A 26,616-nucleotide genomic window follows, 5' to 3' on the forward strand; every position below is an offset into this window, starting at 1 on the left:
GCCCGGGAATCGACGGGACTCGGTCCCCGTCCGGGAACGTTCGAGACTGTGTGCGGCCGTCACGTGTGAAGTGCCCGTCTCGTGGCCATCTCCCTTTGGCCCAGGGCCAGTTGAAGATCACGTAGACGCGAATCCGTACCCCCACAACCCACCCGCACCATCACACACAGCGGAAACGACCTAGATTGGGACACAGCGGAATCGCCGCCACCACACCATCGGGTCGGCGGCCACCGAAGAGCAGTGGGAGACGCACGGTGATCTGTTACGGAGCGACCGTCCTGGACCTCGCCGAAGACCTGGTGGACACCTACGCCGAGGTGTTCTCCGCGCCCCCGTGGAACGAGGATGAGGAAACCATTCAGCGGTTCCACTACCGGCTCCGCAGCGACGCGGAACGCCGCCCCGGCTTCCGCGCCGCCCTCGCCCAGTCCCGCACCGGCATCGACGGCTTCGCCCTCGCCCGGCTGACGCCCCGCACGCTCCCGGACACCCCGACCTACGCGAAGGTCGTCTCCCAGCTGGGCGCGGCCCGGGTCGAAGAACTCCTCGTCGGTGCCCTGGAGTTGGACGAGCTCGCGGTCCGCCGCCCCGCCCGCCCCCAGGGCCTCGGCCGCACCCTCCTCGCGGAACTCGCCGCGGACGCCCCGTCGGGCCGAGCCTGGGTCCCGATGTCCCGCCACGCGAAGGCGGCGGTGGCGAGCTACCGGCGTTTGGGCTGGCGGGAGGTGGAGCCCCTGCCGGGGGCGGGGAACGGGGTGGTGGTGTTTCTTTCGCCTGGGCATCCGGCGGTGGTGTAGGGGGCTCCAGGTTGGTTACGGGGTGCCCTCATCCCTTACTCGACGTAGTGCGAGTCGCCCGGCTCGTCGTGCTCGGCGTGCGCGGCGATCACCTCGTCGGCAACGTCCTGCCGCCCGAACGCGCGGAAGAGTTCCGCGAGCGTGTTGGCTTCGGAGCACTGCAGGTGGCATTCGTAATCGTAGGTGAGTGTGGGCGCCAGATGCTGCCAGGCGTCCACGAACGCGGTTGCGGCACTGATGACTTGACGGTCACTGGGCATGAACTTCGCCGACGTCTCGTTCACTACCGCCCCTTCCGGTCTACGACCACCCACGACGCCAGCGCGACCCCACCTGCCGCGATCCCGACCGCCGGCCACGCCCCGACCTTCTTCGCCAGCGGATGCGCCGCCCCGAACCCGGCCACGTACGCCCCGGTGAGCGCCGCCGCGACCTTCCCTCCGGCCTGTTGCTGCCACTGCCGCGCGGCAACCGCCCCGGCCACAGCGAGCACGGCACCGCCGAGGGGACGCTTCTTGGTCCAGCGGGCTGTGGCGTATCCGGCGAGGAGGCCGGTGGCTGCTGTGGGGGTGGCGAGGGGGTAAGTGGGCATCGGGGCTCCAGGTTCTTGACTAGTTCGGCTTGGGGGACGAGTACATCCATACGTCGGCGGGGAGCTCATGCTCCAGCTGCCACGTAATGGCCATCGGCTTGCTTCCCGTGTGCTTGTCGTAGGTTGCAGGTCCGAGCAGCATCCACGGTTGTGACTTGCCGATGTCCGTGTTCTTGTAGCGGCGCAGAAACGGTAGGACGTGGCTTCCTTGCTGTACGTGCTGTTGATAGCGCAGGCCGGTCGGGGAGTTCTCCGACGTGGCGTTCTGGGACTCCCAGTGGAAGAGCGTGGTGCTCCGCGCATAGTCCTTGTATCGGACCGTGGGGGAGAAATCCTTTTCGTCCTTCTCCAGTGTGATGAGTAGCGCGTCGGTCTTGATGTCCTCGACCCACTGGACGCCCTGGGCGAAGGAGCCCGGCATCTGTCCGCCGAGGCGGGCGACGCCGAGAGCCGCCAAGATTTCGGATCGGTTGTAGGAGCTGTGCACCTTCAGAGGGAGGTGCGCGTGCGGCCCATCGAGAGGGATGGGGAAGTGCTCGATGCGCTCAAGTACGTACTGCAGCACCTGCTGCAACTCGCTGCGAAGCTCGGGCTGTTCGCGGAGCGACGCCAAGCCCTGTCCATAGCTGGTGAAACCACCTGCCTTGTCCCACAGATTGAAGAACAGCATGCGGGCGTACGTCTGGTCCCGCGGAGACAGGGCGTCGTAGTCGGGTGCGTTGTCGTCGATCAGGCGGAGATATGCCTGCGCCCGCTCCAGGTCATCGACGTGAAGAAACGCGTGCACGCGCTTGAGGAGATCTGCTTCGCCCGCGGGGCCAACTTCCTCAAGGACGCGGGCCCTGCGCAGAACAGCGGTCCAGGAATTGCTGCTCTTGTACAGCTCCTTGATCTCGCGGCGGCTCTCCCGAAGGTAACTCTTGAGGTCGGGCGTGCTGTACTCCCTGACCTCCTTCGCCAGGGTCTTCACGTTCGCCTTGATCTGGGTGCGAATGTTGTCGAGGACAAGGTCCTTCGACTTCCCCTCCAGCAGGATCTGGCACCCGGATGGCAGCTGCGGAAAGCCGTTCTCGATCTGGCCGATGAGGCGGTTGCGGGACGAGTTGGTCATCGCCCGGAACTGCTCTTCGAAGCGGAACTCCGCGCGATGTTGGCCGATGAAGTCGAGGACGGTGAGGACCGGCTTGTTGGCAGTTCGCCGCAGACCTCGTCCAAGCTGCTGCAGGAAAATGGTGGCGCTGTTAGTGGGGCGCAGAAGCAGGAGCGTGTCTACGTCGGGGATGTCCAGGCCTTCGTTGAAGAGATCAACGGAGAAGATCACCTGGATCTTCCCGTCGCGAAGGTCGGAGAGCGCCTTGTCCCGTACCGCATCCTTAGACTCGCTGTCCAGGGCGACGGCCCTGAAGCCAGCCTCGCGGAAGAAGTCTGCCATGAAGTGGGCGTGCTTCTTGTTGACGCAAAATCCGAGTGCGCGCATGGCGTTTGGGCGTGGGACCTTATCGAGGATCTGCTTGACCACGATCCGCGCGCGAGCGACGTTGTCGGTGTAGAGATCACCCAACTCGCTGTCGCTGTAGTTCCCTTGTCGCCAGCCCAGTTGAGTCAGGTCTGTTCCATCGGGAATTCCGAAGTAGTGGAAGGGGCAGAGGAGGTCGTTCTCCAGTGCTTCCCAAAGGCGCATTTCGGCGGCGATGCGCCCCTCGAAGTACTCGTCCTGAACGTTGTATCCGTCGGCCCGCTCGGGCGTGGCGGTCAGGCCGAGAAGTTGCTTCGGCTCGAAGTGCTTGATGACGCGCTCGTACGTCTGGGCCTTGGCGTGATGGAACTCGTCGATGACGATGATGTCGAAATGCCCAGGATCCAGCTGTTCGAGTCGGTCGGTGTTGAGTGACTGCACGCTGGCGAACACGTGCTGCCAGTCACGGGGGTCCGCGCCACCGTGGAGGAGTTCGCCGAACGAGGCATCGACCAGCACCTCCCGGTACGTCCGAAGGGACTGCCGAAGGATTTCCTTGCGGTGGGCGACGAACAGGAGGCGAGGGTTGTGTCCCTCGAATTTCGTACGCAGGTCGCGATAGTCCAGTGCCGCCATGACGGTCTTGCCCGTTCCCGTAGCCGCCACCAGGAGATTTTCGCGGTGCTGATGGATTTCACGCTCGACGCGCAGCCGCTCCAGCATGTCCTTCTGGTGCGGGTACGGTCGTACTTCCATCCCGGACAAGCTGATCGGTGCATCGTCGGCAGACCCGCCACCACCGGCCTGGAACAGAGCTTGATCGAGTCGGTCGCCGTCGGCATCCGGATCGTAGGGCTCGAAACTCGTGTCGTTCCAATACGAGTCAAAAGTCGCCTCGAACTTGCCCAGTACCGCGGGAGTGGCCACCGAGGAAAGGCGTACGTTCCACTCAAGACCGTCGAGCAGTGCCGCCTTGGAAAGGTTCGAGCTGCCCACGTACGCGGTATCGAAGCCGCTGCTGCGACGGAAAAGCCACGCCTTGGCGTGCAGCCGGGTGGACCTGATTTCGTAGTTGACCTTCACCTTGGCGCCGAAATCCCGAACAAGGCGGTCGAGCGCTATGCGTTCCGTAGCGCCGATGTAGGTCGTGGTGATGACACGGATCGGCACTCGGCGACGTTTCGCGTCACGCAGTGCGTCTTCGAGCACGCGGATGCCGTGCCACTTCACGAAGGCGCAGAGCAGGTCGATACGGTCCGCGGTGGCCAGCTCCGCGCGCAGTTCTGAGCCCAGGCTCGGGTCGTCCGGGGCGTTGGTGATCAGCGCGGTCTCGGAGAGCGGGGTGGCAGGACGTATCGCGTACACCCCCGGGGCCTCCCGCTCGGCCAGAGCAAGCAACTGCCGAGGGCCGTCCGCGATGAGACCGACGGCTGCGTCCACGTCGGCGTCTGGCGCGGCGAAGGCCAGCGACTCCATCATCTTGTTCGCCGCCTCCAGCCGCTTGTCATGCGGGAGTTGAAGCAGCCTGCGCTGAGCCGCTTCCGCGATGTGCCGGGCCAGCACATGAGGCGATGACTCCGAGCCGACCTCCGCATCGATGGCCTTCCAGCCGGCGGCTTCGAGCTCCTCTATCTGGTTCTGCAAGCTGTGGGTGACCAGCTTCTCGTAGACACCTGCGACCGGCTGAGTCGCGTCCCCCGTATCCACCACGTCTGCTCCCTCAAGTGTCAGGACTCGTTACGCCAAGTTCTAACAGGCGCTACTGACAGAGGTGGAGGCGGATCGATCCGAAGGCCCCGCCCCCTGATGAGCTAGCGGGGGCGGGGCGCACAGGGAGCCCCTGGTTTCAGGAAGCTGAACTAGCGGGCCGGTGCGGGAGGTTCCAGGTCGTCGTCGCCGTCAGGTGCGTCACCGGGTGTGCGCGGATCGGCATCCTCGTGCTCGGCTGTGGGAAGTCGCGCACCTCGGCTTTCGGCTACTCGAAGCACATCCTTCAGCGCTTCCGCCAACCGGCATGCAAGAAAGTGGAGTTCACCGGTGGAGATCTCCTGTTCCTTGAGCATGTGGGTCGCGTGCGTGAGGAGATCCGACCCCATGCCGAGCTGTACAGCTTCGATGTTGTCTGCGACCCGCGACAGATAGCCGTCTCCGTCACTTACGAGGAAGCACGGCTTCCCGTCCACTGCTGTCCAAGGAAGCAGCCTCAACGTTCCCGACTCGTTCACGATGCGCCCACCTCGACACCGTGGATCGAACGAGCCCCGAGGTCGATGCCGTGCACCGCGAACCAGAGGGCTCGGCGCCGAGCGCGCTGACGTTGGGCTTCTCGCCTTACTTCGTGGGCCACGAGGTAAGGCCGAACCAGCCCGATCTCCTCGCCCCTCAGGGGAGGGATGGAGCTGTGCCGAGAGGTAGGGGAGTGCGTAGTCGAGGGAGAGGAAACGCCCTCATGCGTGGATCGATGACGGCCTGGTGCGGGAAGTAACCAGCACAGCACTACTTCGAAGATCCGAGCGATACAGTGCGCCACGTCGACCTGCTTTCTCAGGTTGGCCATGCCCCCGGACCGGTCGCGCGGTCGCGGGGGTCTTCGGTAGTCACGTACGGACTGACCGTAGAGGCGCTGAGAAAGGAGAAGGGGCACAGTTTGTGCCCCTCATGTTCAGGCCGCCAAGAGGCCGATCTTTACGGCGAGTTCGCTGGCCCGTCGCCGCTGTGCCGGACTCTTCGCCTCGGCCTCCTCCAGGACGATGCGGCGGGCGTAGCCGTTGTAGCGAATGGTTTCCGGCGCCGCTTCATAGGCCTTGTCGAGGGCCGCGAGGGCCGCCTCGGCCTGGCCGTCGAGCTGATAGCCGCGGGCCTCCTCGATGCGGTGCCGGGCGCGTCGCGGCCGTGACGGAATCGTCGCAGCGTCTGCCGCAGCGGCCTGTCGGACACTCTCTCCACCGGCGTGCAATTCCACCGCGACCGTTACGGCGTGTGCCCCCATAACGGCTCGCGAGAATGAGGTGACGTGGTGGTAGTAGTCGACGGGTAGCCGCTCGGCCATGGTTCGTGCGGTGTCCCAGCAGCGCCATGCCGTACCCGTGTCTCCGCGGCGTGCGGCCGTGTATCCGGCTTCGAACTGAAGCGATCCTGCAATCGCGAGGACGTCGTGGTTTGCTTCCGGAAGGAGCGGTTCCAGGTAGCGCAGGGTCTGCAGGTTCACCGCATCCGCAGCGTCGAAATGGGCATGCCCGCTGTCGCGGTGAGCCTGCGTGGCCAACCAAGCAGCGACACCGAGGGCGTGCGGGTCTTCCGATTCCTGCGCCGCGATCAGGCTGCGCTCGACCACGCGCCACAGCAGGGATGAGTCGGGCTGGTATGCGAGGAAGAACTGGCTGAGGCTGTAGACCTCTGCCAACACGGCCTGGGCTGCTCGTCGTTCGGCTGCGGAGTTGGCCTGCCAGGCAGTCTGCTGCGCATCGCGGATCAGGTTCGGCAGCAGGGCCCCGATGACATCCCTGTGATGGGGAGAAGAATGCCGAGCGCGCCATGCGCGGGACAGCCGCTCCCGAAGGTGCGCAGTAGGTGTGGCTTCGTTATGCGAGGTCATGGGGTACGCGTTGATGGCGTCGCGGACTTGAGGAAGGCGGGCGTGTCCCGGGCCGATGAACAAGTCGACCGCCATGGACTGATCGCCGGTTAGGTCGGACAGATCACGCACGCGAAGGGCTTCCGCGATACGCAGCACCATGGGCAGTTTCGGCATGTGGAGCCGTCCGCCCTCAATCTGCTTGACCCAGCTCGGAGATTTCCCTACCAGACCGGCCAGAACAGACCGGCTCATTCCTCGACGGGTTCGCAGAATCTGCATGCGCTGGCCGAATGCGACCGGCTCCGTGAACGGGTCGGGGGTGGCGTCTGAAGACACGGACTTGCCCCTCTCTATGCAGCTCGTCATCGACAGCGTACGGGGACATGGCCGTGCCTGGTGATCGCTTGCGGAGAGTGGGGCGAGGGGGCGCGACCTCAGGCCCCGTGACACCCGGAATAAGCAACCCCCGACCCACACCAACACTCCCCCCTGGGCGGCCACTCCGCAGCCCGCCCCCGCGCGGCCAGCGTCGTCGCGTACTGGGGGAGGAGGGAGGCGTCGGTCGGCGATGAGGACTCCGAGGCGGCGAAGGCCTCGTAGGACGGGACCGTGGCCGTGACGATGCCGAGGTTGGGGGTGCCGGAGTCGGCGAGTTCGCGGAGGGAGGACTCTATGGCCGACAGGTGCTCCTCGTGGGAGGGGTACTCCGTGGCCAACGACGGGTACGCCGCGAGGAGTTCGGTCAGTTCCGTGCTCGGCCAGTGCAGGACCGCCACCGGGAACGGGCGGGAGAGGGCCGCGCGGTACGTGCCCAGCTCGGCGCGGAGGCGGGCGATCTCGGCGCGGAGCTCCGTGGGGTCCTCGGAGCCGAGGGACCAGATGCGCTTCGGGTCGTGCAGCTCGTCGAGGGAGACCGTGGACGTGCTGGACTCGTCGGCCCTGATGTCCCACGTGTCGTGGTCCAGGGCCAGGAGGCGGCGGACGCGGTGGCGGCCGAGGAGCAGCGGGACCGAGTCCTGCGGGGTCGGGCCGGTGGGGGAGATGAGGAGGGTGATCGCCTCGGTGAACGCCTCGTGCGCCTGGTGGAGCTCGTCGTGGGACTCCAGGGCCTCCGCCGCGATCACCCAGGGCGCGGGGTCGCGCGGGGCGGCCGTGCGGATGCCGTCGATGATCGCGCGGGCCTCCGCCTCGTGCCCGTACTCCCAGAGGTTCGACGCCTTGAGCGCGCGGACCAGGGCCGGGTTGCGGGGGGTACCGGCGAGCAGGTCGTCGTAGAGGGTCGTGGCGCGCTCGCGTTCGCCGGCCAGCTCCAGGTGCGCGGCGGCGTGCAGGAGCAGCTGTTCGGCGTCCTCGGGGTACTGCGCCGCAGTACGCAGCAGGCGTTCGGCTTCGGCGGTGTGGTCCGTTTCGGGGCGCATGGTGGACACCGTACTGCCGGGGTGGGGGGTCGGTGGAGAGCCGATTCGGTTCCGTCCGGGGAAGCTCCTGTGCCGCTGTGGCTCTGGTGAGTTGCGGTCGTACGGCTTATCCTCCGGCCCTGCCGACGGCGAGGTGGGGAGGGGCGCTGTGCGGGAGCGGGTTCCGGTGGTCGTCCAGGGTGCCCGGCGTTCCGGGCTCGCGCGGGCCGCCTGGTGCGGGGGCGAGATCGCCGTGACCGTGGGCCTCGTGCTGCTGCTGCTCGTCGTCCATCAGCTGTGGTGGACCAACCGGCAGGCCCGCGACGCCGCCGAGGAGAAGGTGGAGGCGTTGGAGCGGCAGTGGAGAAACCAGGACGGCCCGGCCGGGCCGTCCGGGCCGTCCGGGCCGTCCGAACCGGCCGGTCCCGCCGTCGGGCCCACGCCCACCGAACCCGGGAACGCCCCCGCCGACGACCGGCCCGCCGCCCGGGAATCCCGGGGGCCCGCCCCGCCCCGCTGGGACCAGGCCTACGCCGTCCTCTCCATCCCGAAGCTCGGCGTGCGCGTGCCCGTCGCGGAGGGGGTCGGGAAGGCGGGCGTGCTCGACAAGGGGTACGTGGGGCACTACCCGCGCACCGCGCAGCCCGGGCGGCCCGGGAACTTCGCCGTGGCCGGGCACCGCAACACCCACGGCGAGCCGTTCCGGTACGTGAACCGGCTGCGCCCCGGCGACCGGATCGAGGTGCGGACGGCCCAGGCCTCGTACACGTACGAAGTGGACCGCACCCTGCCGCAGACCCTGCCGGGCGACGGCGGCGTCATCGACCCGGTGCCGCGCAGCGCGGTGAAGGCGGGGGCCGGGTACGAGGAGCGCGGGTACTACATCACGCTGACGACCTGTACGCCCGAGTTCAGCTCCGAGTACCGGCTCGTGGTCTGGGGGAAGCTGCAGTCCGCGCGGGCCCGGTGAACCGTAAGGGCGCTGCGCGGGCGGGGCGGGCAGGGCGGACGCGGAGGTGCCGGGCTCGGACCCGGGTACGCGGGTGGTGACCTCGGGAACTTTCCGGGCCCCTGGCGCGTGAGTACCAGTAGCGTCGACCGAGAACCCGACCGGAGAGGAGTGCGCCCCGTGACCGACGGCTTCAAGGCCTCGCGGCCCGTAGGCACGCTCCTCGCGCTGCTCGTCCTGCTCGTGCAGGTGCTGCTCGTCGACACCGGCAGCCTCTCCGCCGCCGTGGCCCTCGCCGCCACCGCCGCGGCCGGCTCCGCCCTCGCGGTGTGCACGGTGCTCTCGGCGCGGTTCGCGCCCGCCGTCGCGCCCGCGCGGGTCCGTACGGCGATCCGGGACCGGGAGCAGAGAACCGCGTTCCTGCCGCAGCGCGACCCCGACGCCTCCGGGCGCACCCGTCCCCGAGCCCCGGGACGCCTCGTCCCGACGGCCGCGTAGGGGAACACCCGCAAGTCAGCGTCCCCCTCGCGGGCCGTCATGCCGACCACCCCTGATCCGGCACGACGAGACCCCCGGAGGGCTCCTCACCCATGTCCGACTTCTTCAGCGCGTTCGCCGACCTGGTCGCGCGCCTCGCCGACCTGCTCCAGCCGCTCTTCCACGGCTCCGCGACGGCGGCGGCGATCGTCCTGTTCACCATGGCCGTACGCCTTGCCGTGCACCCCCTCTCGCGGGCGGCCGCGCGCGGGCAGAAGGCGCGGGCCCGGCTCGCCCCGCAGCTGGCCGAGTTGCGCAGGAAGCACGCCAAGAGCCCGGAGCGGATGCAGAAGGCGGTCATGGAGCTGCACGCCAAGGAGCAGGTGTCGCCGCTCTCCGGCTGCCTGCCGAGCCTGCTGCAGCTGCCCGCGTTCTTCCTGATGTACCACCTGTTCTCCACCGCCGAGCTGGGCGGCGAGCCCAACGCGCTGCTCGGCCACAGCCTGCTCGCCGCGCCCCTCGACGGCCGCTGGCACGACGCGCTCGACGGCGGCGCCTTCGGCCCGGCGGGTCTGGTGTACGTGGCGCTGTTCGCCCTGGTCGCGGGCGTGGCGACGTTCAACTACCGGCGTACGAAGCAGCAGATGGCGGCCAACCCGCTGCCCGTGCCCGGGGCCGAGGAGGGGCAGAGCGTGCCCGGAATGGGGGCGATGGTGAGGTTCATGCCGCTGATGTCCTTCATGACGCTCGTGACCGTGGCGGTCGTGCCGCTCGCCGCCGCCCTGTACGTGGTCACGTCCACGACGTGGAGCGCGGTGGAACGGGCCTGGCTGTACCGGGACGTGCCGGGCGGGGCGGGGGCGGTCGCGCCCGCCGTCTGACCGTACGGCCTGCGGTGTTCTGTGAGCGTGGTTACCGGTCCGTCATATGAACGCGGTATTGCGGAGTGGACGCAGAGCTTGGAGGATCGGCCAATCCTCCGATGTGGCCGCACCCCATCGGCGGTGCCAGCCAACCGGCCCACCCAGTGGACCAGGGGAGTGTGAAGATGAAGCTGCTGCGAGTCGGAACGGTCGGCGCGGAGCGCCCGGCGCTGCTCGACGAGGGCGGCGTCCTGCGTGACCTGTCCGGCCTCGTCACGGATGTGGACGGGGCCCTGCTCGCCGACGAGTCGGCCCTGGCCCGGGTCCGCGAGGCGGCCGCCGCCGGCACGCTGCCCGCGCTCGACGCGGAGGGGCTGCGCGTCGGCGCGCCGCTCGGCCGGATCGGCAAGGTCGTGTGCATCGGGCTGAACTACCACGACCACGCGCGCGAGACCGGCGCCGCGATCCCCGGGGAGCCGATCGTCTTCTTCAAGGCGGCGGACACGGTGGTCGGCCCGAACGACACCGTGCTCGTACCGCGCAAGTCGGAGAAGACCGACTGGGAGGTCGAGCTGGCCGTCGTCATCGGCAGCACCGCGCGCTACGTCGACACCGCGGAGGAGGCCCTGACGCATGTCGCGGGGTACGCGGTGGCGAACGACGTGTCCGAGCGCGAGTTCCAGATCGAGCGCGGCGGCACCTGGGACAAGGGCAAGAACTGCGAGACGTTCAACCCGCTCGGCCCGTGGTTCGTCACCGCCGACGAGGTGCCGGACCCGCAGGCGCTCTCCCTGAGGCTGTGGGTCAACGGCGAGCTGAAGCAGGACGGCACGACGGCCGAGCAGATCTTCCCGGTGGGCGAAGTGGTGCGGTACGTCAGCCAGTTCATGACCCTGTACCCGGGCGACGTGATCAACACGGGTACGCCTGCGGGGGTCGCGATGGGGGCGGCGGAGCCCAAGCCGTATCTGCGGTCGGGGGATGTGGTGGAGCTGGAGATCGAAGGGTTGGGCAGGCAGCGCCAGGAGCTCAGGGACGCGTAGCCTGGAGCGTGAAGGAGGGCACCATGACAGTTGCGCAGCCCGAAGTGACGCTTGAGGAGTTCGACGCGTTCGACGCAGCGGCGCCGGAGGGCCTTCACGTCGAGTTGATCAACGGGAGGCTTCTGGTGACTCCGGCTCCGGATGGGGATCACGACTGGAACGTGGTCTGCATCAGGCGGCAGATCGAAGCGCGGGATCTAGGGCTGTGCCTGTACCAAGAACGCGGCTTGGCGGTACCTGCCTACCGGGCGGGCCGCGCGAGGGTCGACGGGGCGGTTGCGTCTGAGGAGTACTTCCGAGGGCAGCCGCCCTGGGCCGACCCCTCGGGAGTCCTGCTTGTGATCGAGGTGACCTCGGGCCGTGACGAGGACGCCGAGGTCGACCGAGTTGAGAAGCGTGACGCGTACGCCCAGGCCGGGCTCCCGGTCTATCTGCTCGTCGACCGCCAGCGTGGCGAGGCGGTTGTTCACTGGGACCCGGAGGGCGGCCGTTACCTGCACCAAACGAACGCCGCCTTCGGTGCGAAGCTCAGACTGCCCAAGCCGTTTGGCTACGACCTGGACACGTCCAAACTGGGCTGAACCTCACAGCGTCACCGCCACACCCTCCCGAGCCGACCTCCGCGCCGCCTCAAGCACGTCCAGGGCGGCCGCCGCCTCGTGGGCGGTGACCGGGTTCGGGGCGCCCTCGCGGAGTGCGGCGGCGATCGCGGCGTAGTACGCGGGGTAGTCGCCCGGCAGCGTCGGCTCGGGGCGGCCGCCGCCGGTCAGCGGGGACTCCCCGGAGCCGACCCGGCCCCACAGGCCCTCCGGTTCCACGCCCCAGGGCTCGGCCCCGCCGGGGCGCAGGCCCTCGCGCAGGGCGGCCTCCTGCGGGTCGAGGCCGTACTTCACGTACCCGGCGCTGGAGCCCAACACCCGGAAGCGCGGGCCGAGTTGGGCGGTCGTGGCGGAGACGTACAGGTGCGAGCGGACGCCGTTCGCATGCGTGACCGCGAGGAACGTGTCGTCGTCGGCCTCCGCTCCGGGGCGGCGTACGTCGGACTCCGCGTACACCGAGACCGCCGGGCCGAAGAGCACCAGGGCCTGGTCGACGACGTGGCTGCCCAGGTCGTAGAGGAGGCCGCCGATCTCCTCGGGGGCGCCGGACTCGCGCCAGCCGCCCTTGGGCTGCGGGCGCCAGCGCTCGAAGCGGGACTCGAAGCGCTGGATCTCGCCCAGCTCGCCCTCGTCGAGCAGCTTGCGCAGGGTGCGGAAGTCGTTGTCCCAGCGGCGGTTCTGGAAGACCGAGAGCAGCAGACCCCGCTCCTCCGCGAGGGCGGCGAGCGCGCGCGCCTGTGCCGCGGTGCCGGCGAGCGGCTTGTCGACGACGGCCGGCAGGCCCGCCTTCAGGGCGGCGGTGGCGACCGGTACGTGCGTCTTGTTCGGCGACGCCACGACGATCAGGTCGAGCTCGCCGGCCCGCTCCCACAGCTCGTCCGCCGAGGCCGCGCAGCGCAGTCCGGGGCCGAACTCCGCGCGGGCCTGCGCCTGCCGCTCGGGGTTCGAGGTGACGACGGTGTCGAGCGCGAGGCCCTCGGTGGCCGCGATCAGCGGGGCGTGGAAGACGGAACCCGCGAGTCCGTACCCCACGAGGCCGACGCGCAGCGGGGCCGCGGCCGCGGGGGAAGCCGAGGGGGAGGAGGGCGTCGGGGAACCCTGGGAGGAGTCCTGGGAGGTCATGCGCCCACTTAAGCAACGGTGTTGCCAAAGTGCAACCGGAGGGGAGAATGGCGGAGTGACCCCACGCAGCCCCCGCAGCCCGCGCATCCCCCGCAGCCCTCGCACCCGTAACGCCGCCCTCGTCCTCGACCTGCTGCGGAGCGCCGGACAGGAGGGGATCAGCCGGCTCGAACTCGCCGAGCGGACCGGGCTCACCCCGCAGGCCGTCAGCAAGATCACCGCACGTCTGCGGGACGAGGGCCTCGCGGCCGAGGCCGGGCGGCGGGCGTCGACGGGCGGCAAGCCGCGCACCGTCCTGCGGCTGGTGCCGGGCGCGGGCGGCGCCGTCGGGCTCCACCTGGACCGGGACGAGCTGACCGCCGTCGCCGTCGACCTCGCCGGCACCCCGCTCGCCGAACGCCGCGCCCCGCTGGCCTTCGCCTCCGGCGCCGAGGCGGTGGTGGACACGGCGGTACGGGAGGTCGGGGCGCTCCTCGAAGAGTGCGGGGCGGGGGCGCCGGGGGGCGTCTCGGGGGGCGTCTCGGGGGGACGTCCGCCGGGGGTCGGGGTCGCGCTGCCCGGTCCGCTCGACCACGGCGCCGGGGTCCTGCACCGCGTCACCGGGTTCCCCGAGTGGGACGGCTTCCCGCTGCGCGACGCGCTGGGCGGCCGGCTCGGTCTGCCCGTCGTCGTCGACAAGGACACCAACGCCGCCGCCCTCGGCCTCGCCCTCGCCGGGGCGACCGCCTCCGCGCACGGCTCGTTCGCGTATCTGCACCTCGGTACGGGGCTCGGCGCCGGGCTTGTGCTCGGGGGCGCGCTGCACCGCGGGGCGCGGACCGGCGCGGGTGAATTCGGCCACCAGGTCGTGCAGTTGGACGGGCCGCGCTGCGAGTGCGGCAACCGGGGCTGCGTCGAGGCGCTGTGCCTCGCCGCGGTCGCCGCGGGCCGGCCGGACGAGGCGGCGCGGGTCCTCGGCGAGGGCGCCGCGAACCTGGTGGGCCTCCTCGACGTGGACCTCGTGCTGCTCGGCGGGCGGACGGTGGCGGGGGATGCGGCCCGGTACGTACGGGGGGTCGAGGCGGTCCTGGCGGCCCGCGCCCGGCGGGTGGGCGGGACGCCGGTGCCGGTGCGGGCGGTGCCCGGGGAGCGGGGCGTGGCGGAGGGGGCGGCGCAGTTGGTCCTGGCCCCGATGTTCGGCCGGGCGGGCTGAGGTTTCCCGTCCGAGGTGCTCCGGAGGTTTCCCGTCCGAGGTGCTCCGGAGGGCTCCCCTCCGAGACGCTCCGGAGGGCGCTCCCCGAGGTGCCCCGGGAGGGTGCTGCCCGAGGTGCCCCCCAGAGGGAAAAGAGCAAGCCGGGGTGCGCCGACGGAGGGGGATCGGGGCGCCGATCAGCCCCACCGCGCCGTGGCGGCACCGCACCCCTGCACCCGGATGGCACCGTCGGAGCCCCGCCCGCATCCGCGATCAGCAAAGGTCTCCCATGCGACTGCGCAGCGCTCCCACCCTCGGTGGCCTCGCCGCCGCCCTCGCGCTCGGCCCGGTGGCCGTGCCCGCGGCCGCGTACGAGAACCGGCCAGGGCCCGTCGCCCAGGGCATGACCTGCGACGACGGGGACAGTGCGGACTTCCCGGTGACCAGCCGCGTGTACGGCGGGCCCGGCGCCTTCCAGCCCGGGGACCGGCCGCGGACCTGGCGCCTCGACCTCGTCAACACCTCGGAGCGGACCTGCGGCGCGATCCACCCGGTCGTCGTCCTCACCGACCGCGACCGAGAGCTGCGCCCCGCCCAGCTGCGCCTGGAGTTCCGCGACCCCGACGGCCGCTGGCTCCCGGTGCGCTTCGAGCGGTCCGACCAGGACGAGAACATCGGAGCCTTCGGCGGCCGCGGCGACAGTGACTTCGCCGGGTTCTCCCTCGCCCCCGGCGCCACCCTCACCGTCCCCGTCCGCCTCGCGTTCACCGCCGACGCCGCGGAGAACGAGGTCACCGCGCAGGTCGCCGTGGTCCAGCGGCGCGAGGACGACGGCGACTGGGTCGGGCAGTCCGGCGCGTACACCTTCACGGTCGGCGCGGAGCGGGACCCGGGCGAGGTGCGGCGGCCGGACGCCCTGGCGGAGACCGGTGCGCGGCGGGGGCGGGTGCTGATGGGCTACGGGGCCGCCGCCGGGCTGCTGGTGGCCGGCGGCGCGGCCCTGGTCCTGGGCGCGCGGCGGCTGCGGGGGCGGACCGTACGGAGCTCCGCGTACCGGATCTAGAGTTCCCCCGTGGACTACCCCAGCGAGCAGCAGCCCGGCGCCCCCGTGCGGGCGGGCGTTCCGGAGCACGGACGGATCCCCAAGTACTACGCGGTGAAGACGCAGATAGCGTCCCTGCTCGACGAGCTCGGGGAGGGTGAACTACTGCCCACCGAGCGGGAGTTGACCGTGAAGTACGGCGTCGCCCGCGAGACCGTGCGGCAGGCGCTGCGGGAGCTGCTGCTGGAAGGGCGGCTGCGGCGGGCCGGGCGCGGCACCGTCGTCGCGGGGCCGAAGCTGGAGCAGCCGCTCGCCCTCGCCAGCTACACCGAGGGCGTACGGCGGCAGGGCCGCAGGCCGGGCCGGACGCTGATCTCCCTGGACCGCTTCCCGTGCCCGGACGCGCTCGCAGGCGAGATCGAGGCCGAGCGCGGCGAGCCCGTCTGGCACCTGGAGCGGGTGCTGCTCGCGGACGACGAGCGGGTGGGTCTGGAGAGCACGTACGTGACCGTGGCGCGGGTGCCGCGGCTCGACGTGGACTTCGACCCGGACTCGTCGTTCTACGCGTATCTGCACGACGAGCTGAGCATCGGCTTCGGCGCCGCCGACGAGCGGATCGAGACCGTCCTCGCCACCCCGCGCGAGGCGCTGCTCATCGGCACGCCGCCCGCGCTGCCCATGCTGCTCATCCACCGGGTGTCGCGGGACACCGAGGGGCGGCGCCTGGAGCGGGTGCGGACGCTGTTCCGCGGGGATCGCTTCAGCTTCACCACGCATCTGGCCGGCCGTAACTGACGCTCGCCCGTCCGCCCCGAACTGCCCCGACAGACACGGCTGTTCGGGCATTTCAGGCGTCCGGACGGGGAAATCAGATCACGGAAAGATAACGGGTCTAGGCCAAGCTTGGGTGCGCGTTCACCGTCCCGTTGCTCCGCGGTATGAACCGGGACACCGGCCGCCCGCACCGTTTCCGCCATGAGAGTCATCGTCGTAGGAGCCGGCGTGGTGGGAACCATGCACGCCTGGCAGGCAGTGGAGCGCGGCCACGAGGTCGTGCAGATCGAGCGCGAGACCGAGGCCCGCGGCGCCTCGCTGCGCAACTTCGGACAGATATGGGTCAGCGGCCGCGCGGGCGGCGAGGAGCTGGAGACCGCGCTGCGCGCCCGCGAGCTGTGGGAGTCCATCGGCGCCCGCGTCCCGAAGCTCGGCTTCCGCGCCAACGGCTCCCTGACGCCCGTACGCACCGCCGCCGAGACCGCCGTCGCCGAGGCCGCCCTGGCCCGCGACGACGCCCCCGCCCGCGGCTACAAGCTGCTCACCCCGGCCGAGGCCCGCGCCCTCAACCCGGCCCTGCGCGGCGAGTTCGAGGCCGCCCTGTACTGCGAGCGGGACGCCGCCGTCGAGCCGCGCACCGCCCAACTCGCCCTGAAGGAAGCCCTCCTTGCCTCCGGCCGCTACACCTTCCTCGGCGGCCGCGAGGTGCGCGAGGTCATCGGCGAGCGCGCCGTCCGCGACGACCACGGCGACGTGCACAGCGGCGACGCCGTCGTCCTGTGCACCGGCGCCTGGCTCGGCGGCCTCGTCCGCGAGCTGGCCCCCGACCTGCCCGTGCGCCGCGTACGCCTCCAGATGATGCAGACCGACCCGCTCGGCGAGACCCTGCCGACCTCCGTGGCCGACGCCGACAGCTTCCGCTACTACCCGGCGTACAAGTCCGAGGCCCTCGACGCCCTGGGCGCCGGACAGGCCCAGACGCCGACCGCCGCCGCGCACAAGATGCAGCTGCTCATGGTGCAGCGCAAGGACGGCGGCCTGACCATCGGCGACACCCACGAGTACGAGCACCCCTTCGCCTTCGACGTCGTCGAGGAGCCCTACGAACACCTGCGGCAGGTCGTCGAGTCCTTCCTCGGCCGCCCGCTGCCCCGTATCCAACGCCGCTGGGCCGGGGTGTACGCGCAGTGCACCGACACCTCCCGCGTCGTCCACCGCCAGCAGGTCCGCGACGGCGTATGGCTGGTCACCGGGCCCGGCGGGCGCGGCATGACCTGCTCCCCTGCGATCGCCGAGAAGACCGCCGACGAGATCGGCTGGTGAGGAAGTTGACCATGAATACGTTTGCATCCCGCCTCGTCGTCCTCGACATGGCCGGCACCACCGTCGCCGACGGCGGCCTCGTCGAGCAGGCCTTCTCCCGCGCCGCCGGACAGCTCGGCGTCGAACCCGGCTCCGCGGACCACGAGCAGAAGCTCCAGTACGTCCGCGACACCATGGGCGAGTCGAAGATCACCGTCTTCCGGGCGCTGTTCGGCGCCGAAGACCTCGCCCAGCGCGCCAACACCGCCTTCGAGGCCGCGTACGGCGAACTCGTCGACGGCGGCCGCATCGCCCCCATCCCCGGCGCCCGCGAGGCGGTCGAGGAGCTGCGCGCGCAGGGCCGCACCGTCGTCCTCACCACCGGCTTCGCCCGCGTCACCCAGGACGCCATCCTCGACGCCCTCGGCTGGCGCGACCTGGTCGAACTGACCCTCTGCCCGGCCGACGCGGGCGGCCGCGGCCGCCCCTACCCCGACATGGTCCTCGCCGCGCTCCTGCGCACCGGCGCCGCAGACGACGTCCGCGAGATCGCCGTCGCCGGGGACACCGCGTACGACATGCGCTCCGGTGCCCGCTCCGGCGCCGGGACCGTCGCGGGCGTACTCACCGGGGCCCACGACAAGGACGCCCTGACGGCCGCGGGAGCGACGCACGTGCTGGGTTCCGTCGCCGAACTGCCGTCTTTGCTCGGGGAGTTCGGGCGATGAGCGGCGGGAGTGACATCGGCATCCGCTTCGACGGTGTGAGTGTCGCGTACGGCGCGAACACCGTGCTCGACTCCCTCGACCTGACCGTCGAGCGCGGCGAGGTCATGGCGCTGCTCGGCCCGTCCGGCTCCGGCAAGACCACCGCGCTGCGGGCGGTCGCCGGATTCGTGCAGCCGGTACGCGGCCGGGTCCTCATCGGCGACCGGGACGTCACCGACCTGCCGCCGCACCGCCGCGGCGTCGGCATGGTCGTGCAGAGCTACGCGCTCTTCCCGCACCTGCGCGTCGAGGACAACGTCGCCTTCGGCCTCAAGGCGCAGAAGGCCGACAAGGCCGGGATCCCCGCGCGGGTCGCCGAGGCCCTGGAAATGACCGGCATGGCCGGGTACGCCAAGCGGTACCCGCGCGAGCTCTCCGGCGGCCAGCAGCAGCGCGTCGCCATCGCCCGCGCGCTCGCCATCCGGCCCGGCGTGCTGCTCCTCGACGAGCCGCTGTCGGCGCTCGACGCGCAGCTCAGGTCCGGCATGCTCGCCGAACTGGCCCGGCTGCACCGCGAGTTGCCCGAGGTGTCCATTCTGTACGTCACTCACGACCAGGTCGAAGCCCTCACCCTGGCCGACCGGATCGCCGTCATGGACCAGGCCCGCCTGCAGGACTGCGGCACGCCGCAGGAGCTGTACCGGTCGCCGCGTACGGAGTTCACGGCGTCGTTCGTGGGCAACGCGAATCTGTTGCCGGTGCGGGTGGGCGACGGGCAAGTGCGGCTCGGCGACGCCGAGTTGACGGTCGACACGGCGGGTGTCGCGGCCGGGACGACGGCCACTCTCTGCGTACGGCCGCACCTTGTGGGGCTTGGCGAGGGCGTCAACGCGTTGCGCGGGACCGTCGCCGAGGTGCAGTGGCGCGGGGCCACGCATCGGCTGTACGTCGACGTCGCCGGGCAGCGGGTCAAGGCGGATGTGCGGGAGTTGCGGGTTCCGCCCGCGCTGGGGGAGCGGGTTGCCCTGCACTTTGCGCCGGAGGATGCGGTGCTGCTGTCTGCGGGGGTGAGCGCCGATGAGTAGTCCACCTGGGACCTTGACCGAATCGCGCCCGGCACGTGGGGCTGTGCCCACCCCCCTACCGCCGGGGGGACCCCCAGCCCTGCGGAACATCAGCCCACGGCCGAGGCAGAAGACGGGATGGTGGGCCCTGCCGCCCGTCGTCGCCCTCGCGTTCGTCTTCCTCTACCCCCTCGTCCTCCTCGTCCAGCAGTCCCTCACGCCGCTCGAAGGCGGAACCTCCGTGAGGCCGTACGCGGACGTGTTCGCCGACCCCGCGTTCCGGGAAGCGCTCGGGACGACCGTGTGGCTGGCCCTCGCGGCGACCGTCGGATGTCTGGTCCTGGGGTTCGTGCTCGCCCTGGTCATCGCGTTCGTGCCGTTCCCCGGGGCGAAGGCCGTCGCCCGGTTCGTGGACGTGTTCCTGTCCTTCCCGTCCTTCCTGATCACGCTCGCGCTGCTCTTCGTGTACGGCACCGTCGGCATGGCCAACGGGATGTGGACGGACGTCACCGGCGCGGCGAGCGGGCCCTTCCAGTTCCTGACCACGCCCTGGGGCGTGCTCCTCGCCGAGATCACGTACTTCACGCCGTTCGTGATGCGGCCGCTGCTCGCCGCGTTCTCGCAGATCGACACCGCGCAGATCGAGGCCGCCTCCTCGCTCGGCGCCAAGGCCCCGCGGATCGTGCGGCAGATCATCCTGCCCGAGGCGCTGCCCGCGCTCGCCGCCGGCGGCAGCCTCGTACTGATCATGTGTCTCAACGAGTTCGGGATCGTCCTGTTCACCGGGGCGAAGGGCGTGACGACCCTGCCGACGCTCGTCTACAGCAAGGCGATCCTGGAGTCCGACTGGACCGGCGCCTGCGTCGTCGCCGTCGTCAACGTCGTGATCTCCGTGAGCCTCTACGGCCTGTACCGGGTGGTGAGCCGTCGTGCTGGTGCATAGCCGCAAGGGCAAGTGGACGCTCTGGGCGCTGTTCCTGGTCCTGTTCGTGCCGCTGTTCGCGCTGCCCCTGCTCGTGATCGTCGCCGCGTCCTTCGCCACCAACTGGTCCGGCGCCTTCCCCTCCGGGCCGACCGTCGAGCACTACGCCGCCGCCACCCGCGGCGAGTCCCTGGAGGCGCTCACCACCAGCCTCGTCACGGCGCTGGCCGCCAGCCTGCTCGCGCTCCTCATGGGCAGCTGGGCCGCGCTCGCCGCGCACGCCCTGCCGAAGCGGGGCAAGCGGCTCCTCGACACGCTGTTCGTGCTGCCCGTCGCCGTGCCCTCGGTGGTCGTCGGCCTCGCCGTGCTCGTCGCGTTCTCGCAGCCGCCGTTCCTGCTCAACGGCACCCGCTGGATCGTGATCCTCGCCCACACCGTCCTGGTCACGGCCTTCGCGTACCAGTCCGTCTCGGCCGCGATCGTCCGCCTCGACCCGGCCTACGAGCAGGCCGCCGCGTCCCTCGGCGCCAAGCCCTCGTACGTCCTGTGGAAGGTGAAGCTGCCGCTGCTGCTGCCGTCCCTGAACGCGGCCGCCGGGCTCTGCTTCGCCCTGTCCATGGGCGAGTTGAGCGCCACGATGATGCTCTACCCGCCGGACTGGATGCCGCTGCCCGTCCGCATCTTCACGGCCACCGACCGCGGCTCCCTCTTCACCGGCTCCGCCGTCGCCGTGGTCCTCATGGGCGCCACGCTGCTCGTGCTGCTCGCGGTCTCCCGCATCCGTACCAGAGCTTCCTACCGCTGAATCCCCGCAAGGAGAGTCACCACGTCATGCGCATCAAAGCCATAGCCGCCACCGCCGGCAGCCTCGTCCTCGCCGCCTCCCTCACCGCCTGCGGCGGCGCCGCCTCCGCCGACGAGAAGGTCGTCACCGTCTACAGCGCCGACGGCCTCAAGGGCGAGAACGGCGACGGCTGGTACGACCAGATCTTCAAGGACTTCGAGAACAAGACCGGCATCAAGGTCGAGTACGTCGAGGGCGGCTCGGGCGAGATGGTGCAGCGGGCGCTGCGCGAGAAGTCCAACACCCAGGCCGACGTCATGGTCACCCTGCCGCCGTTCATCCAGCAGGCCGGCAGCAAGGGCCTGCTGGCGAAGTACGAGCCGAAGGGCGCGGAGCAGGTCAGCGGCGCCGACAAGGCGGCCGACGGCACCTGGACCGCCGTCGTCAACAACTACTTCTCCTTCATCTACAACAAGAAGGAGCTGCAGCAGCCCCCGGCCACCTGGGAGGAGCTGCTCGACGCCAAGTACAAGAACAAGCTCCAGTACTCCACCCCCGGCGTCGCCGGCGACGGCACCGCCGTCCTCATCAAGGCCATGCACGACTTCGGCTCCAAGGACAAGGCCATGGCCTACCTGAAGAAGCTGCAGGCCAACAACGTCGGCCCGTCCTCGTCCACGTCGAAGCTCGCGCCCAAGACGGACAAGGGCGAGCTGCTCGTGGCCAACGGCGACGTGCAGATGAACTTCGCCCAGTCCAAGTCCATGCCGAACCTCGGCATCTGGTTCCCGAAGACCTCCTCCAAGCCCGGCTCCAAGCCCACCACCTTCGCCCTGCCGTACGCGGCGGGCCTGGTCAAGGGCGCCCCGCACACCGAGAACGGCAAGAAGCTCCTCGACTTCATGCTGAGCGAGAAGGCCCAGCAGCAGGTCAGCTCGGTCGGCGGCGGCTTCGCGGCCCGGGGCGACATCAAGGCCACCGACGCCAACGCGATCGCCCTGACCAAGCTGATGGAAGGCGTCGAGGTCTTCCGGCCCGACTGGTCGGACATCGAGAAGAACCTCCCGTCCTACGTGGACGACTGGAAGGCGGCGACCGGCAGCTGAGCCTGTGCACGCCCGCCTGTCCGCAGGCCGAACGGGCCGGGCCCGGCCCGGGCCCGGCCCGTGCCTGCTCAGACGAGGTCCACCAGGTCCGCGATCGAGTCCACGACCTTCGTCGGCCGGTACGGGTACTGGTCGATGTCTCCCTTCGCTGTCAGCCCGGTGAGGACGAGGAATGTCTCCATTCCGGCTTCCAGGCCGGCGAGCACATCCGTGTCCATCCGGTCGCCGATCATGGCGGAGGTCTCGGAGTGGGCTCCGATGACGTTCAGCCCGGTCCGCATCATCAGGGGGTTCGGCTTGCCTACGAAGTACGGTTCCTTGCCTGTTGCCTTCGTGATCAGGGCCGCCACCGAACCTGTCGCGGGCAGAGCTCCCTCCGGAGACGGCCCGGTGTTGTCCGGGTTGGTGCAGATGAAGCGGGAACCGTTGTTGATCAGGCGGATGGCCTTGGTCAGGGCCTCGAACGAATAGGTCCGAGTCTCACCAAGGATCACGAAATCGGGGTCGGCATCGGTCAGCACGTACCCCGCGTCGTGCAGGGCGGTGGTGAGGCCGGCCTCGCCGATCACGTATGCCGTGCCATTCGGGTGCTGGGTGTCGAGGAACGTCGCCGTCGCGAGGGCTGAGGTCCAGATGTTCTCCACCGGCACTTCAAGGCCGATCCGGTTGAGGCGGGCGTGCAGATCCCGGGCTGTGTAGATGGAGTTGTTGGTGAGCACCAGGAAGGGCCGCCCTGACGCGCGCAGCTTCTTGATGAAGGCATCCGCACCGGGCACCGGGACGCCCTCGTGCATCAGTACCCCATCCATGTCGGTGAGCCACGATTCAATGGGCTTGCGCTCTGTCATAGCGGCGGACTCCTGCCGTGCGTAGGCCATGGTGGTGCCCATGCTATGCACCCGTTCACTCCCAGGGATCTCCTCGACCGGTGATGAAGTGCTGCCCGCGGGACGTTGCGCTGCGGAGGCGGCCGACCAGGTGTGACGCCTCAGTTCTCTATCTCCATATGATTTCGATCAACTCCGGCCGGAAAACGCCGCGTTGGGCTCCACCTTTGCCCGCCGGCTTGATGACCACTGCCTCGATGCAGGTCAGTATCTGATGGCGCTTGGTGTCGACCGTGCACTGGTCCCACTCGCGGACGATACGGGCAGCGGCCGAGCCGATCCCCGCCGGAGCGGCGGCAAGAACGGAGGCTTTCTCCAGATCGCCCTCTCCTTGACCTCCAGGCGACTGATCTCGCGAGCGAACTCGGCGAGTGAGAACAGGTCATCGGCCCGGAGCCGGCGGGCCTCCACTTTGGCGGCCCTGATCTGTTCCAACGTATCCTTCGCCAGGGCAAGGCCGGGGTCTCTCTCCTCGGCCGTCCTCGTGTCAAGGGATCGTTGCCTGAACTTGCCGAGCAGGGCCTGCTCCACGTACTCCTCCACCGGCGGGCCGCTGCGGGACAGCCGTCCGCATCCTCCGTCCGCCGCGCGGCAGTAGTAGTAATAGCCGTGCCTCTCATGACTGGCGGTCCCTCGCTGGTAGATGCCGGAGACCAGACCCGTGCCGCACCTCGCGCAGCGGGCGATGCCGGTCAGCAGGCGCTTGGTCATCGTGGACCGCCGCTTCCGTCCCGTTCCGCTGTTCTTGCGGGAGTCCAGTGCGTCGACCAACTCTCGCCACTCCTCGGGCCCCAGAATGGTCTGCCAGTGGCCCATCACCGGGCTGCCGTCGGTGCGTTCGACCAGCCACTCGACCGGGTCGACCCGCCCGGACCGTTCGCGTACCCCCTGTGGGATGTAGGAGCGGAAGCCGCACAGCCTCGGATTCCTCAGTACGTACAGCACGCTGCTGTAGCCGATGGTCTTTCCCTCGGGCGTTTGCGGCCCGCGCACACCGAGCTCCGCCCATTCCCGGTGGACCGTGGAGACCTTCTTGCCCAGCAGCACGTCCTCGCGTGCGCGCCGGATGAGTTCGGCTTCACGTTCGTCGATGCGCTCCGCGTCCCGCCACCCGAAGGCGCGCTGTCCCTTGTGCGGTCTCCCGTCGCGGGCGTCGGCGAGCTTTTGCCGCGATACCCGTCGCGCAGCGTCGGAAGAGAATTTGTTCGCGATCGTCACGTAGATACGAGCCTGGAAACGGCCGTCCGCGGTCGTGAGGTCGTAGTCGCCAGCCACGGTACCGAAGACCATCGGGCGCCGGGCCTGCTCGTAAGTGTCGATCAGCCGTTCGATATCGCGGGGCTGGCGGGCTATACGGTCGATGTTGTACGCCAGGATGCCACTGATCACCCCACGGTCGAGATCAAAGACCAGTTCCTCGAACCCGGCACGCCTCGCCTGCCGTTTGTACGCGGAGGTGTCGTTGTCCTCGCGGTGAACGGTGCAGCCTCTGGCCGTGGCGAGATCGTAGACGTCTTCACGCTGCCGGGCGATGCCGTCCCGCCCGTCCCGGCCATCGCCCACTGACCGGCTGTCACTCGTTGGGCCCACCCCCGGAAGCGGCGCGGGAACGGTCGGCGCAGCCTCGGTGTATGCGCCGACCAGTCCCCGCCCTCTGTCTCACCGTCCTCCTCGCGCTGGCGCCGGAGGTGGCCGTCGCCGCGGGACCGGGCGTGACCGTCGACCCGTCGAGCGCCGTGCCCGGCGACGAGGTGCGGCTCACCGTCACCGGCTGCGAGGGCCGCACCGGCGCCGCCAGATCCGAGGCGTTCGTCGCCGACGGCTCCCTCGACGGCCGGGGCGAGAAGGGCTCCCCGCTGGCCGGCAAGGCGATGATCCGGTCGACGGTCACCCCCGGCACGTACGACATCTCCGTGACCTGCGACGGCCAGGACGGCAAGGCCAAGGGCAGCTTCACCGTCGTACGCGAACGACCGCCCTCGCCCTCCGGGTCGCCGACCGCGCCGATCCGGGCCGGGGGCGGCGGCACCGCCTCGATGGCCGAGGCCGAGGCCGACGACGAGGGGCCGGGCCTGCGGCACGCCGTGATCGGCGGCGTCCTCGCCGCCGCGGCCGTCCTCGCCGTGACCGGGCGGATACTGCGCCGACGCCGCCGCCCCGAGTAGCCGGTACGGGGCGAGGACACCGTGTCCGAGGCGCGTACCTCCCGTTCCGCCCGGCTCGCCACCGTGGCCGCCTGGCTGCTGCTGCTCGTCGGCCTGTGGCTGTGGGGCCGCGAGCTGTCCATCCTGCCGGGCCTGCCCGGCACCGGCGACGTCTCCGCCGCCGGCGTCCAGCTCCCGCCCGCCCACGACCCGTTGCCCGCGGCCCGCCCGCGCCGCGTCGACATACCGGCGATCGGCGTGCGCGCCCCCGTCGTCGACCGCGGCCTCGACCAGGACCGGGCCATAGAGCCGCCGCCGTACGACCGGCCGGGCGCCGTCGGCTGGTACGCGGGCGGCACCCGGCCCGGCGCCGAGGGTGCCGCCCTGTTCGTCGGCCATGTCGACACCGCGTCCGACCCCGCGGTCTTCTACGACCTCAGCGCGCTGAAGCAGGGCCAGAAGGTGCGCGTGGCCCGCGCCGACGGCTCGCTCGCCGAGTTCACCGTCGAGGACGTCCAGGTCATCGAGCGGGACGACTTCGACGCGGGCAAGGCGTACGGGGAGCGCCGGGCGGGCCGGGCCGAGCTGCGCCTGATCACCTGCGGCGGCACCTTCGACCCCGCCACCGGCAGCTATTCGTCCAATGTGGTGGTCTCCGCCTACTTGACGGGAACCGGACCGTGATGTGGTGCGTGTGCCAGGATGGGGAGCCCGACAGCGCGACGGCCCGACAGCCCGACAGCCCGACAGTCCGAGGGGGAAATCGATGTACGGCAGGAAGGCGTCCGCGGCAGTCGTGGGGGCGGCGCTGCTGATCGCGGGGTGTTCGTCGGACGGTGGCGGCAAGGCCCCGGAGCCCAGTGCCTCGCCGGTGAGGCAGCAGCCGAAGGGCAGCGACCCGTACTGGGTCGACCCGGAGGGCAACGCGGCCCGGCAGGTCGCCACGTACCGCGCGGACGGGAACGAGGCGGACGCGAAGCTGATCGAGAAGATCGCGAGCCAGCCCGTCGCCGAGTGGATCACCGACCCCGACAACGCCGCGGCCGAGGCGCAGGTCCGCGAGCAGACCGAGGCCGCGACGAAGGCCGGCCGGGACGCGCTGCTCGCCCTGTACAACATCCCGCACCGCGACTGCGGCCAGTACTCGAAGGGCGGCGCCGCCGACGGCAACGCGTACCGGGCGTGGATCGACGCCGTCGCCCGGGGCATCGGCGACCGGCGGGCCACGGTCATCCTGGAGCCGGACGCGCTGCTGCACGTCGTCGACGGCTGCACGCCGGGCGAGTTCCACGGGGAGCGGTTCGACCTGCTCAAGGGCGCCATCGAGAAGCTGAAGTCGCTGGAGAACACCAAGGTCTACCTGGACGGCGGCAACCCCGGCGGCCCGAAGCCGGACGACCTGTACCAGCCGCTGAAGTCGTCCGGCATCGACCGGGCCGACGGCTTCGCGGTGAACGTGTCGAACTACTACGGCACCGCGGAGTCCACCGCCTTCGGCAAGGAGCTCTCGGTGAAGTTCGGCAACAAACCGTTCGTCATCGACACCAGCCGCAACGGCAACGGCCCCTACACGGAGGGGAATCCGGACGAGCGCTGGTGCAATCCGCCCGGCCGCGCGCTCGGCGAGGCCCCGACCACGAAGACCGCCGACGAGGCCGTGGACGCGTACCTCTGGATCAAGCGGCCCGGCGAGTCCGACGGCGAGTGCAAGGGCGGCCCGCCGGCCGGCGAGTGGTGGCCGGAGTACGCGCTGGGGCTCGCGAAGGCCGCCGAGTAGCCCTGCCGGTACGTGAGTTGAGGGCGCCCCCGCTCCGTCGGCGGGGGCGCCCTCGACGCGT

27 protein-coding genes are annotated in these 26,616 nt (G+C 70.4%); 18 read left to right on the forward strand and 9 right to left on the reverse strand.

What is annotated here, in order from left to right; translation table 11 throughout:
- The first annotated feature begins 257 nt into the window (after positions 1-257).
- The gene (locus QIS99_RS12010) at positions 258-800 is read left to right on the forward strand and encodes a GNAT family N-acetyltransferase (RefSeq protein WP_282513209.1); all 543 of its coding nucleotides are present in this window, start codon (positions 258-260) and stop codon (positions 798-800) included.
- 35 nt (positions 801-835) lie between these two features.
- Here the strand turns inward: QIS99_RS12010 and QIS99_RS12015 are convergent, their stop codons facing one another.
- The 6 genes from QIS99_RS12015 to QIS99_RS12040 form a co-directional block, all read right to left on the reverse strand.
- Entirely contained in the window at positions 836-1,084 is a 249-nt protein-coding gene (locus tag QIS99_RS12015; RefSeq protein WP_282513210.1) for a hypothetical protein, read from the reverse strand.
- Entirely contained in the window at positions 1,084-1,392 is a 309-nt protein-coding gene (locus QIS99_RS12020; RefSeq protein ID WP_282513211.1) for a hypothetical protein, read from the reverse strand. Before QIS99_RS12020 ends, QIS99_RS12015 begins: the two co-directional genes overlap by 1 nt.
- A gap of 19 nt (positions 1,393-1,411) precedes the next feature.
- A complete protein-coding gene (locus tag QIS99_RS12025) occupies positions 1,412-4,558 on the reverse strand; it encodes a DUF3427 domain-containing protein (protein WP_282513212.1) in 3,147 nt (1,048 codons plus the stop codon).
- Between the two features lie 149 nt (positions 4,559-4,707).
- Positions 4,708-5,073, reverse strand: coding sequence for a hypothetical protein (locus QIS99_RS12030; RefSeq protein ID WP_282513213.1), 366 nt, complete (start codon positions 5,071-5,073; stop codon positions 4,708-4,710).
- 437 nt (positions 5,074-5,510) lie between these two features.
- Positions 5,511-6,761 carry a helix-turn-helix domain-containing protein gene (locus QIS99_RS12035; protein ID WP_282513214.1) on the reverse strand — a complete coding sequence of 417 codons (1,251 nt, stop codon included), beginning with the start codon at positions 6,759-6,761 and terminating at the stop codon, positions 5,511-5,513.
- Positions 6,762-6,859: 98 nt separating this feature from the next.
- The gene (locus QIS99_RS12040) at positions 6,860-7,843 is read right to left on the reverse strand and encodes a tetratricopeptide repeat protein (protein WP_282513215.1); all 984 of its coding nucleotides are present in this window, start codon (positions 7,841-7,843) and stop codon (positions 6,860-6,862) included.
- A gap of 148 nt (positions 7,844-7,991) precedes the next feature.
- Between QIS99_RS12040 and QIS99_RS12045 the strand changes: the two genes are divergently transcribed.
- The 5 genes from QIS99_RS12045 (at position 7,992) to QIS99_RS12065 (ending at position 11,735) form a co-directional block, all read left to right on the forward strand.
- Positions 7,992-8,792: a class E sortase gene (locus tag QIS99_RS12045; protein WP_408909536.1), complete on the forward strand. Its 801-nt coding sequence runs from the start codon at positions 7,992-7,994 to the stop codon at positions 8,790-8,792.
- A gap of 150 nt (positions 8,793-8,942) precedes the next feature.
- Entirely contained in the window at positions 8,943-9,269 is a 327-nt protein-coding gene (locus QIS99_RS12050; RefSeq protein ID WP_408909537.1) for a DUF6412 domain-containing protein, read from the forward strand.
- Positions 9,270-9,361: 92 nt separating this feature from the next.
- Positions 9,362-10,129, forward strand: a complete 768-nt coding sequence (locus tag QIS99_RS12055; protein WP_282513217.1) for a YidC/Oxa1 family membrane protein insertase — start codon at positions 9,362-9,364, stop codon at positions 10,127-10,129.
- A gap of 167 nt (positions 10,130-10,296) precedes the next feature.
- Entirely contained in the window at positions 10,297-11,154 is an 858-nt protein-coding gene (locus tag QIS99_RS12060) for a fumarylacetoacetate hydrolase family protein (protein ID WP_282513218.1), read from the forward strand.
- A gap of 23 nt (positions 11,155-11,177) precedes the next feature.
- Positions 11,178-11,735: a Uma2 family endonuclease gene (locus QIS99_RS12065; RefSeq protein ID WP_282513219.1), complete on the forward strand. Its 558-nt coding sequence runs from the start codon at positions 11,178-11,180 to the stop codon at positions 11,733-11,735.
- A 3-nt stretch (positions 11,736-11,738) separates the two neighbouring features.
- Here QIS99_RS12065 and QIS99_RS12070 read toward each other — a convergent pair whose 3' ends face one another.
- Positions 11,739-12,875 carry a Gfo/Idh/MocA family oxidoreductase gene (locus tag QIS99_RS12070; protein ID WP_282513220.1) on the reverse strand — a complete coding sequence of 379 codons (1,137 nt, stop codon included), beginning with the start codon at positions 12,873-12,875 and terminating at the stop codon, positions 11,739-11,741.
- Positions 12,876-12,930: 55 nt separating this feature from the next.
- Here QIS99_RS12070 and QIS99_RS12075 point away from each other — a divergent pair, with 55 nt between their 5' ends.
- The 9 genes from QIS99_RS12075 to QIS99_RS12115 all read left to right on the forward strand — a co-directional run bounded on the left by QIS99_RS12075 (position 12,931) and on the right by QIS99_RS12115 (position 21,747).
- Positions 12,931-14,067 carry an ROK family transcriptional regulator gene (locus QIS99_RS12075; protein ID WP_282513221.1) on the forward strand — a complete coding sequence of 379 codons (1,137 nt, stop codon included), beginning with the start codon at positions 12,931-12,933 and terminating at the stop codon, positions 14,065-14,067.
- A 268-nt stretch (positions 14,068-14,335) separates the two neighbouring features.
- On the forward strand, positions 14,336-15,109 hold the full coding sequence (locus QIS99_RS12080) for a hypothetical protein (protein WP_282513222.1): 774 nt from the start codon (positions 14,336-14,338) through the stop codon (positions 15,107-15,109).
- 9 nt (positions 15,110-15,118) lie between these two features.
- A complete protein-coding gene (locus tag QIS99_RS12085) occupies positions 15,119-15,883 on the forward strand; it encodes a GntR family transcriptional regulator (protein ID WP_282513223.1) in 765 nt (254 codons plus the stop codon).
- Between the two features lie 180 nt (positions 15,884-16,063).
- Complete coding sequence (locus tag QIS99_RS12090) at positions 16,064-17,185, forward strand: TIGR03364 family FAD-dependent oxidoreductase (protein ID WP_282513224.1); 1,122 nt, start codon at positions 16,064-16,066, stop codon at positions 17,183-17,185.
- Between the two features lie 11 nt (positions 17,186-17,196).
- Positions 17,197-17,892 (forward strand): phosphonatase-like hydrolase, encoded by a 696-nt coding sequence (locus QIS99_RS12095; RefSeq protein WP_282513225.1) that lies wholly within the window; start codon positions 17,197-17,199, stop codon positions 17,890-17,892.
- A complete protein-coding gene (locus QIS99_RS12100) occupies positions 17,889-18,956 on the forward strand; it encodes an ABC transporter ATP-binding protein (RefSeq protein WP_282513226.1) in 1,068 nt (355 codons plus the stop codon). The genes QIS99_RS12095 and QIS99_RS12100 overlap by 4 nt, the downstream gene beginning before the upstream one ends.
- Positions 18,949-19,878 carry a 2-aminoethylphosphonate ABC transporter permease subunit gene (locus tag QIS99_RS12105; protein ID WP_408909538.1) on the forward strand — a complete coding sequence of 310 codons (930 nt, stop codon included), beginning with the start codon at positions 18,949-18,951 and terminating at the stop codon, positions 19,876-19,878. The genes QIS99_RS12100 and QIS99_RS12105 overlap by 8 nt, the downstream gene beginning before the upstream one ends.
- The gene (locus QIS99_RS12110; protein ID WP_282513228.1) at positions 19,865-20,662 is read left to right on the forward strand and encodes an ABC transporter permease; all 798 of its coding nucleotides are present in this window, start codon (positions 19,865-19,867) and stop codon (positions 20,660-20,662) included. Before QIS99_RS12105 ends, QIS99_RS12110 begins: the two co-directional genes overlap by 14 nt.
- 26 nt (positions 20,663-20,688) lie before the next feature.
- Positions 20,689-21,747: a 2-aminoethylphosphonate ABC transporter substrate-binding protein gene (locus QIS99_RS12115; protein ID WP_282513229.1), complete on the forward strand. Its 1,059-nt coding sequence runs from the start codon at positions 20,689-20,691 to the stop codon at positions 21,745-21,747.
- Between the two features lie 68 nt (positions 21,748-21,815).
- Here the strand turns inward: QIS99_RS12115 and QIS99_RS12120 are convergent, their stop codons facing one another.
- Both QIS99_RS12120 and QIS99_RS12125 read right to left on the reverse strand, forming a co-directional pair.
- Entirely contained in the window at positions 21,816-22,595 is a 780-nt protein-coding gene (locus QIS99_RS12120) for an HAD-IIA family hydrolase (RefSeq protein WP_282513379.1), read from the reverse strand.
- Between the two features lie 243 nt (positions 22,596-22,838).
- On the reverse strand, positions 22,839-24,197 hold the full coding sequence (locus QIS99_RS12125) for a recombinase family protein (RefSeq protein WP_282513230.1): 1,359 nt from the start codon (positions 24,195-24,197) through the stop codon (positions 22,839-22,841).
- Between the two features lie 68 nt (positions 24,198-24,265).
- Here QIS99_RS12125 and QIS99_RS12130 point away from each other — a divergent pair, with 68 nt between their 5' ends.
- From QIS99_RS12130 to QIS99_RS12140, 3 genes are all read left to right on the forward strand, one after another.
- Positions 24,266-24,799: a hypothetical protein gene (locus tag QIS99_RS12130; RefSeq protein ID WP_282513231.1), complete on the forward strand. Its 534-nt coding sequence runs from the start codon at positions 24,266-24,268 to the stop codon at positions 24,797-24,799.
- 21 nt (positions 24,800-24,820) lie between these two features.
- A complete protein-coding gene (locus QIS99_RS12135; protein WP_282513232.1) occupies positions 24,821-25,462 on the forward strand; it encodes a class F sortase in 642 nt (213 codons plus the stop codon).
- A gap of 82 nt (positions 25,463-25,544) precedes the next feature.
- On the forward strand, positions 25,545-26,555 hold the full coding sequence (locus tag QIS99_RS12140; RefSeq protein WP_282513233.1) for a glycoside hydrolase family 6 protein: 1,011 nt from the start codon (positions 25,545-25,547) through the stop codon (positions 26,553-26,555).
- The last annotated feature ends 61 nt before the right edge of the window (positions 26,556-26,616 follow it).

Source organism: Streptomyces solicavernae, assembly GCF_029968095.1.
Classification (GTDB): domain Bacteria; phylum Actinomycetota; class Actinomycetes; order Streptomycetales; family Streptomycetaceae; genus Streptomyces; species Streptomyces solicavernae.